General features: G+C 75.0%; 5 protein-coding genes. 2 read left to right on the top strand and 3 right to left on the bottom strand.

Features of this window, described 5'->3' with window-relative positions; all coding sequences use genetic code 11:
• Positions 1-214 precede the first annotated feature (214 nt).
• Together LCD35_RS29150 and eccCb are read left to right on the top strand one after the other, a co-directional pair.
• Positions 215-592 carry a hypothetical protein gene (locus tag LCD35_RS29150; protein WP_224962790.1) on the top strand — a complete coding sequence of 126 codons (378 nt, stop codon included), beginning with the start codon at positions 215-217 and terminating at the stop codon, positions 590-592.
• 6 nt (positions 593-598) lie between these two features.
• Positions 599-4,759, top strand: a complete 4,161-nt coding sequence (eccCb, locus tag LCD35_RS29145; RefSeq protein ID WP_224978317.1) for a type VII secretion protein EccCb — start codon at positions 599-601, stop codon at positions 4,757-4,759.
• 58 nt (positions 4,760-4,817) lie between these two features.
• On the opposite strand, the gene LCD35_RS29140 is transcribed toward eccCb, so the two are convergent.
• The 3 genes from LCD35_RS29140 to rsmH are packed head-to-tail and all read right to left on the bottom strand — an operon-like array spanning position 4,818 to position 8,436.
• A complete protein-coding gene (locus LCD35_RS29140; protein ID WP_224962794.1) occupies positions 4,818-6,659 on the bottom strand; it encodes a penicillin-binding protein 2 in 1,842 nt (613 codons plus the stop codon).
• On the bottom strand, positions 6,659-7,447 hold the full coding sequence (locus LCD35_RS29135; RefSeq protein ID WP_224966936.1) for a hypothetical protein: 789 nt from the start codon (positions 7,445-7,447) through the stop codon (positions 6,659-6,661). The genes LCD35_RS29140 and LCD35_RS29135 overlap by 1 nt, the downstream gene beginning before the upstream one ends.
• Positions 7,444-8,436 (bottom strand): 16S rRNA (cytosine(1402)-N(4))-methyltransferase RsmH, encoded by a 993-nt coding sequence (gene rsmH / locus LCD35_RS29130; protein WP_225045268.1) that lies wholly within the window; start codon positions 8,434-8,436, stop codon positions 7,444-7,446. Before rsmH ends, LCD35_RS29135 begins: the two co-directional genes overlap by 4 nt.
• Positions 8,437-8,661: the final 225 nt, after the last annotated feature.

The following is an 8,661-nucleotide window of genomic DNA, read 5'->3' as shown; positions in this document are numbered from 1 at the left end:
GCGCGGCCCGGGGCTGGACCCCCCCCCCCCCCGGCGGCCCCCCCCCCCCGCCCCGCGGGGCCGGCCGGGCGCGGCGCCGCCCGCGGCCCGGCGCCCCCCCCCCCCCCGCGTCCGGGATCGCGCACCACGGTCGCGCCGCGCCGAAACCCCACTACCGATCGTCGTCGTTTGGTATACCGGTCGTGATCACTGCTCCGCTGAGCTGGGAGATCGCATGCCCGAGATCCGCCCGGAGGTCCACCTCTCGCTCGAAGCACCGGACGCGACGCCCGAACGGCTCCACCGCGCCGCCCGCCTGCTGCAGGGCGAGCTGCGCCGCGTCCGCGGCCTGGCGGTGCGCCGGCTCCGGGAGGAACCGCCGCCGGACGGGCGCGGCACCGGGGCGCTGCTGGCCGAACTGGTGCTCGGCGGGACGCTGGCGACCGGTTCGATCACCACGCTCTCCACCGTGCTGACCGGCTGGGTCGACCGGGGCGAGCACCGCGCGATCACGTTGCGCTGCGAAGGCGTGCTGCGGCGCATCGAAGCGGGCACCCCGCCCGCGGAGGCCGAAGCGGTGCTGCACCGGCTGCGCGCCGAGGACCGCGGGTGACCGGCCGTGGGTAGGTACGCGCTGCTGGTCGCCACCTCGGAGTACTTCGCCCCGGGACTGCGCGACCTGCACACCGTGGAGGAGGCCGAGGAGCTCCGGCGGCTGCTCGCCGACCAGGAGCTCGGGGCCTTCGACACCGCGCACACCGTGCTCAACGGGACCAAGGCGGAGATCGAGCGCCGGGTGGAGAGCCTCTTCCAGAACAAGGACCCCGACGACCTGGTGCTGCTCTACCTGGCCGGGCACGGCATCACCAACGACGACGACCAGCTGTTCTTCGCCGCCACCGACACCGAGCCGCAGCTGCCGTACTCGACGGCGGTACCCGCGCAGGTCGTGGACCGCATCGTCACCGAATCCCAAGCCGGGTGGAAGGCGATCTTCCTGGACTGCTGCTACAGCGGCGTGTTCAACCACGGCGCCGCGCACCGGGGCGGGGAGCCGGTGAACGTGGTCGAGCACTTCGGCGGCGGCCGGTTCACCATGACCGCCACCAACGAGATCGAGTACTCCTACGAGCGCAGGCCGGCCGCGGACGTGCGGCCCGGTTCGCGCTTCACCGCGGCGATCATCGAGGCGATCACCTCCGGCGCCCCGGACGTGGACGGCGACGGCGTCATGACCTTCAACGAGCTCTACCAGTTCGTGCACCAGGAGGTCACCAAGGACGGCAGGCAGACCCCGACCCGCAGCGGCACCCAGCACGGCGACATGATGTTCTCCCGGGTCCGCGGCGCCCGGTTCCTGCTGCCCGGCCGGACGCCGCTGCGGATCGGCGAACTCCTCGACGAACGCGCGGAGGACGGCCCCCCGACGATGCCGGTGCCCCTCGGGCGCGCCCACGAGGTCAACCGCGGCCCCGGCCGGGTGGTGGGGCTGGACCTGTTCGGCGGCAGCGGGCACGTGGCCGTGGTGGGGCGGATCCAGTCCGGCAAGTCGACGCTGCTGCACACCCTGGTCCTCGGGCTCACCGCGACCTTCGGCGCCGACCAGCTGCAGTTCCAGTGCCTGGACGCGGACGGCGGGATCGCGGCGCTCCCGCAGGTGTCCGCCGCCGACCACACCGAGGAGTCGGTCGCGGAGCTGCTCGCCCAGGTGGAGGCGCGGATCGAGGAGCGCCGCAAGCTGTTCGCCAACGGCATCGGCACCATCGACCGGTACCGCAGGTTGCGCCGGGAGCGGCCGGACGCGCTGCCCGACGCCGACCACTCCGAGACCTTCCTGTTCATCGACGGCTGGTCCTGGTTCGCCGGGTGGGTGCCGGGACTGGCCGAGGCGGTCGTGCGGATCGCCGAGGGCCTGAAGTTCGGCGTGCACGTGCTGGTCACCGCCCGCCGCTGGTCCGAGCTGCCGGAGCAGCTGCTGGAGCTCGTGCCGGGCCGGGTCGAGCTGTCCCTGGCGGAACCGTCCGAGTCGCTGCTGGATCCCGAGCTGTCCGCGAGCCTGCCCGCCACCGGGTGGGCGCTGCACGCGGGCCGCGCGTTCCAGGTGGCGCAGCCGAAGCTCGACGACGTGGCGGACGAGGACATCACCGAACTGGTCGCCTCGATCTCCACCGGAACCGACCGACCGCCCGCGCCGCCGCCCGCCCCGGCCCGGCCCGGCACACCGCCCGGGCTGTTCCCGCTGCTGGCCCGGGCGGACGTCACCGCGTTCGACCCCGCGGTGGACTGGCAGCCCGGCCCGGTGTCGCGGCGCTACCGGGCGGTGCTCGGCAGCGGGGAGGACGGCACGGCGGTCCTGGACCTGAAGGAGACGGCGCTGGGCGGCGCGGGCCCGCACGGGCTGTGCGTGGGCGCCCCCGGCTCGGGCCGGTCGGAGCTGCTGCGGACCGCGGTGCTGTCGCTGCTGGCCACGCACTCCCCCGAGGAGCTCAACGTGGTGCTCGTCGAAGCCGTCGGCGGCACCGCGTTCGCCGACTTCCAGGACGCCCCGCACGTCTCGGCGCTGATCACCGACCTGGCCGGGGACCCGGAACTGGTGGACCGGTTGCACGACGCGCTGTCCGGGGAGATCCACCACCGGCAGACCCGGCTCAACGAGGTCCGCACGCGCACCGTGTGGGAGTACCGCGAACTGCGCTTGAAGCAGGCGCTGCCGCCGCTGCCGATGCTGTTCGTGGTGGTCGACGGGTTCACCGAGCTGCTGCGGGTGCGTCCGGAGCTCGCCGAGCTGTTCCAGACCATCGTCCGGGTGGGCCGGTCGTTGCAGGTGCAGCTGCTGCTGGCCGGGGAGAGCGCGACCGAACCGGGGTTGCGCGGCCTGGCGGACGACCTCACCTACCGGATCGCGCTGCGCACCGGCAGCGTCGCCGAGTCGAGCGCCGCGATCGGCTCCCCGGACGCCGCCGAGCTGCCCGCGGGCGGCGGGCACGGCTACCTGCGCCACCCCACCGGCCTGGTCCGGTTCCGCACCGCGCACGTCTCGGACCCGGTGCACGGCGATCGGCGCCCGGACGCGCCGAGCGAGCTGCAGTACGCGGTGCGGCGGATGCGCGGAACCGGTCCGGCGGCCCGGCGGATCTGGGTGCCGCCGCTGCGCAGGCCGCCCGCGCTGGAGCAGCTGCTGCCGCCGCCCGCGGAGCGGCTGCGCGGGCGGCGGCTGCACGCCCCGATCGGCACGCTGGACCTGCCGTTCGAGCACCAGCAGCGGACGGTGCGGGTCGACCTGTCCGGCGGTTCGGGGCACGTGGCGATCGTCGGCGCGCCCGGCTCCGGGAAGTCCGTCGCGGTCCGCACGCTGCTGCTGTCGCTGGCGTTGACCCACTCCCCGCAGGAGGTGCAGTTCTACTGCCTAGACCTGGGCGGCGGCGGGCTGCACGACCTGCGCGAACTGCCACACGTGGGCGCCGTGTCGGGGCCGCGCGATCCGGACGTGCTGCGCCGCACCATCGCCCAGCTGCGCTCGCTGCTGGCCTGGCGGGAGGCGCGGTTCATCGAGCACGGCATCGATTCGATGGCCGGCTACCGGGCGCGGTGCCGCGACGACGGGGCCGCGGACGACGACCAGTACGGCGACGTGTTCCTGATCATCGACGGGTGGCCCGCGCTGCAGGGCGAGTTCGACGGCGCGGACCGGGACGTGGTGAACCTGGCCTCGCAGGGCTGGGAGTTCGGCCTGCACGTGGTGGTCACCGCGGACCGCTGGTCGGAGATCCGCCCGGCGCTCAAGGACCTGCTGGGCACCCGGCTGGAGCTGCGGCTGGCCGATCCGGCGGAGTCGGAGGTCTCCCCGGAGGCCGCGGCCCGGGTGCCCGCGGACCTGCCCGGCCGCGGGCTGCACCCGTCGAAGCTGCACATGTTCACCGCGCTGCCGCACCCGGTGGGCGAGGGCTCCGCGGCCGCGGTCGCCGCGCTGCGCGCCCGGACGCGCGACACCTGGCCGGGCGTGCGCGCGCCGCGGGTGCGGCTGCTGCCGCTGGTGCTGCAGTACGACCGGCTGCCCGCGCCGGAGCAGCAGCCGCGCCCGTCGCTGGTGCCGATCGGCGTGAACGAGGAGGGCATGGACCCCGTCTACCTGGATTTCCGGGCGGAGCCGCACTTCTACGCGTTCGGCGAGCTCGGCTCGGGCCGCACCTCGCTGCTGCGGACGGTGCTGCGCGGCATCACCACCCGCTACTCCGCGCAGGAGGCGGCGGTGGTCCTGGTGGACCTGCGGCGCGCACTGCTCGGCTTCCTGCGCACCGAGCACTTGGCGGAGCACGCGGTCAACGTCGACCAGGTGCGGGCGGCGGTGCGGGAGCTGGTGACGACGTTGCGCGCGCGCCGCCCCGGCCCGGACCTGACCCGGGAGCAGCTGCGCGACCGGTCCTGGTGGTCGGGACCGGAGCTGTTCGTCGTGGTCGACGACTACGAGCTGCTGTCCGCGCCGGACGAGAACCCGCTGGCACCGCTGGCCGAGTTCGTCGCGCAGTCCGCCGAGCTGGGGCTGCACCTGGTGCTGGCCCGCGAGGCGAGCGGGGCCCGCGAGGACTGGGACGACCCGCTGCTGGTGGCGTTGCGCGCGGCCGCCGCGCCGGGACTGCTGCTCAGCGCCGACGAGGCCGAGGGCGAGCTGATCGGCCGGGTCGCCGCGACCCGGTTGCCGCCCGGCCGAGGCACCCTGGTCAGCCGGGCGTCGCGGGGCGGCCCGCAGCTGGTGCAGACCGCGCACATCCGGGCCGAGTGAGCGGTCCCCGGGGAGAGCGGGCGCCGGGCCGTGCCGCAGCAGCGGAACGGCCCGGAGGTCACCGGACCTGCAGGGTCTGCACCGGTGCCGGAGCCGGCGACAGCGGGATCTTGTACCGCTGCGTCAGGTAGGCGGCGACGTCGTGGAACAGCGGCGCCGCGGAGGCCCCACCGCCCGGCGCGTCCAGCATCAGCGCCACCACGAACCGCGGGTTGTCCGAGGGGACGATCCCGGTGAAGGTGATCCAGTAGGTGTCGTTGCTGTAGCACTTGCAGTCGGGGTCGATCTGCTGCGCGGTGCCGGTCTTGCCGGAGATCTGGTAGCCGTCGAGCGCGGCGGCCTTGCCGGTGCCCTGCTGCTGCGGCGCGTCCTGCACGACGGCGCGCATCATGTCCCGCACGGTGCGCGCGGTCTCCGGGCTGACGACCCGGACCCCCTCCGGCCGAGGCCGCGGCACCCGGACTCCGTCCGGGCCGGTCTGGGCGGCGATCACCCGCGGCGGCACCCGCACGCCGTCGTTGGCGATGGCCTGGTACATCCCGGCCATCTGCAGCACGGTCATCGACAGGCCCTGTCCGATGGGCAGGTTCGCGAAGGTGCTGCCGGACCAGTCCTCCCGGGCGGGCACGAACCCGGCGCTCTCGCCGGGCAGCCCGATGCCGGTGGTCTCCCCGAGCCCGAACTTGTGCACCAGGTCGTTGAACCGGTCTTCGCCGAGCCGCTGCGCGGTCATCAGGGTGCCCACGTTGGACGACTTGCCGAGCACGCCGGTGAAGGTGAGCGGGATGGTGCCGTGCGCCCACGCGTCGCCGACGGTCCGGTCCGCGACCTTGATCTTGCCGGGCACCTGCAGCACGGTCTCGGGGCGCACCAGCCCGTCCTCGATGGCACCGGCCGCGGTGATCACCTTGTTCACCGAGCCGGGTTCGAACGGGTTGGTCACCGCCGGGTTGCCGAGCCCGTCCGGGCCCCACGCGGGCGCGTTGGGGTCGAAGGACTCGTCGTTGGCGAGCGCGTACACCTCGCCGGTGTGCGCGTCGAGCACGGCGGCGCTGGCGCTGCGCGCCCCGGTCTTGCCCGCGTAGTCGGACAGCTTGTTCTGCACCATGTACTGCAGGTCGGAGTCGAGCGTGAGTTCCACGTCGGACCCGGGGATGGCCGGTTCCAGCTCCCGCTCGGTGCCGGGGATGACCAGGTCGCTGCCCATCGCCGTGTCCGAGACCTTCTTGCCGTCGGTGCCGGCGAGCAGCTTGTCCAGCGAGCTCTCCAGCCCGAGCCGGCCTTGGATCTTGCGCGCGTCCTGGCTCCACCGGGCGCCGCCGAGCACGTTCGCCCCGTTCTCCCCCGCCGGGTATTCGCGGGTGGCGCGGTACTCCTGGCCGATCTGCGAGTACTTCTCGGTGATCGTGCGGGCGAGCGCGGGTTCGATCAGCGGCCCGATGGTGGTGTAGGTCGTGTCGGCGAACAGCGCGGCGAGCACGTCCTGCTCGCGGACCCGGTCGCCGAGGGTCTGCGTGATGAACCGGGCGATCTCCCGCTTGTACTGGTCGGAGGTGGGTTCGCTCGGGTCCTCGGCGTGCGCCTTGTCCTGCTCCTCGGCGAGCCGCCGCGGCGTGGCGTAGAGCTGGCGCGCTTCGCTGCTGAACGCGAGCACGTTCCCGCTGCGGTCGGTGAACGAGCCGCGTTCGGCGGGGATTGAGTCGCTGGTGGTGCGCTGCCGGGCCGCGGCCGCGGACAGCTGCTGCGCGTCGAAACCCTGCACCAGGATCAGCTTGGTGCCGGTGAGCACCAGCGCGATCACCAGTAACAACCGGCCGATGCGCAGCCGCCTGCCGCTACCGGCCACGTCGGTGCGCGCGGTCCGCTTTCCCCCCGCGGCCCGCGTCCCCCTGCGGACCATCAGTCGCCCTCCACCGCCGGGATCGTCGCTGCCTGCCGCTGCGCCGGGTCCGGCTGCGGCGCGCCCTGCTCGACGGGCGGGTTCGGTGCCGCGGGAGGCTGCTGGGCGTCCGCGGGCGCCGGCGGCTTCGGTGCCGGGGGCGCGGGTGGGGCGCTGGCCTGCTGCGGTTCACCGACGACGCGGATGGTGCCGTCCGGGTTCACCACCAGGTGCGCGGGCGGCCCGGGCGGCGGCACCATGCCGAGCTCGGTGGCCTTGCGCTGCAGCGCGGGCGTCGAGTCGATGTTGCTGACCTCGCGCAGCAGCTGCTCCCGGTGCTCGTTGAGCGCGGTGACCTCTTGCTCGACCTGCTGCAGCTGGTACGAGCCGCCGACGGCGGCGATCGACAGCGACAGCGTCGCCACCAGCCCGACGCCGAGCACCGCCATCACGGCCACCACGAGCGGGACCCGCGAGGTCGCGACCTTCGCCTGCAGCTGGCGGGCGCGCGGACGCACCGCGGCGAGCCGCCATTGCCGCGGCTGGCGCTGCTCGGCGGCTTGGCGCTGGCGGCGCGGCCTGCGCTCCGCGGGCTCCCGGGAGGTGCGGTCCCGGCGCTCCTCGCGGCGCGCGTAGGCGCGTTCGGCGGCGGCGGACCGGCCGCGCGCCTTCGCCGGGGTCTTCTTCTGCGTCTTGGTCTGCGGCGCCGTCGCGGTGGTCGAGGCCGCCTTCCGCTTCGCCGGCTCCTTCTTCTTCGCGGCGGAGCCGGTGCGCGAGGCCGAGGTCTTGGCGCGTGCGGGTGCCGTCATGCCGACTCCTTGATCCGTTCGGCGGCGCGCAGCCGCACCGAGGCGGCCCGCGGGTTGTCCGCGCGTTCCTGTTCACCGGCGAGTTCGGCGCCGCGGGTGAGCAGCCGCAGTTCGGGTCCGTGCCCGGGCAGTTCCACCGGCAGGTCGACCGGGGTGCGGGAGGTGGCGCGCTCGGCCAGCCCGCGCTTGACGATGCGGTCCTCCAGCGAGTGGTAGGCGAGCACGACGATCCGCCCGCCGGGCGCGAGCGAGTCGAGCGCCGCGGGCAGCGCCCGGCCGAGCACGTCCAGTTCGGCGTTGACCTCGATGCGCAGCGCCTGGAAGGTGCGCTTGGCGGGATGCCCGCCGGTGCGGCGGCTGGCCGCGGGAACGGTGTCGTAGAGCAGCTGGACCAGGCGGTCGCTGTTCGCGAAGGGTTCCTTGGCCCGTTCCCGCGCGATCGCGCCCGCGATCTTCGAGGCGAACCGCTCCTCGCCGTACTGGCGCAGGATCCGCGCCAGCTCGCCGGGCGGGTAGGTGTTGAGCACGTCGGCGGCGGTGCGCTCGGCGCCCGGGTCCATCCGCATGTCCAGCGGCGCGTCCTGCGCGTACGCGAACCCGCGGTCGGCCTCGTCGAGCTGCAACGAGGACACGCCGAGGTCGAACAGCGCCCCGTCCACCGCGGGCAGCCCGAGGTCGTCGAGGACATCGGCCCACTCGTCGTAGACGGCGTGCACGAGGTGCAGCCGGTCCCGGTGGGCGGCGAGCCGCTCCCCCGCGAGCCGCAACGCCTGCGGGTCCCGGTCGAGCCCGACGAGGGTGAGTTCGGGGTGCGCGCTCAGCAGCGCCTCGGCGTGACCGCCCATCCCGAGCGTCGCGTCCACCACGTCCGCCGGGCCGCCCGGCAGCGCGCGCGCCAGCAGTTCCAGCGTCCGGTCCAGCGCGACCGGCACGTGCCGGTCCCGGGCGGAACCCCCGCCGGTGCCCTCCGGCACGTCGTCCTCCGCCACGGCGGTCCCTCCCTCCCGCGAACCGTTCACGGCCACCGCGCTCCTTCGTCCTGGTCCGGGTTCGCCCCGGCCCGGTCCTCCCCGCCCTCCCCGGCGGGCCCTGCCGCCCGTTCCGGCTCCCGCCGGTACGAGCCGGGGGGGGGGGGGGGGGGGGCGGGGGCGGCGCCCCCCCCCCCCGGCCCCGCGGCCCCCCCCCCCGGGCCCCGGGGGGGGGGCGCGGCGGGG

Origin of the sequence: Saccharopolyspora sp. 6V (assembly GCF_020176785.1) — a bacterium.
Lineage (GTDB): Bacteria > Actinomycetota > Actinomycetes > Mycobacteriales > Pseudonocardiaceae > Saccharopolyspora_C > Saccharopolyspora_C gregorii.
Note: the sequence above shows the minus strand (reverse complement) of the source record. Positions and strands in the feature narration are given on the sequence as shown.

Excerpts from the sequence above, each read along its gene's own strand:
- LCD35_RS29140 (WP_224962794.1), bottom strand. The coding sequence starts at position 6,659 with ATGGTCCGCAGGGGGACGCGGGCCGCGGGGGGAAAGCGGACCGCGCGC.
- LCD35_RS29135 (WP_224966936.1), bottom strand. The coding sequence starts at position 7,447 with ATGACGGCACCCGCACGCGCCAAGACCTCGGCCTCGCGCACCGGCTCC.
- LCD35_RS29150 (WP_224962790.1), top strand. The coding sequence starts at position 215 with ATGCCCGAGATCCGCCCGGAGGTCCACCTCTCGCTCGAAGCACCGGAC.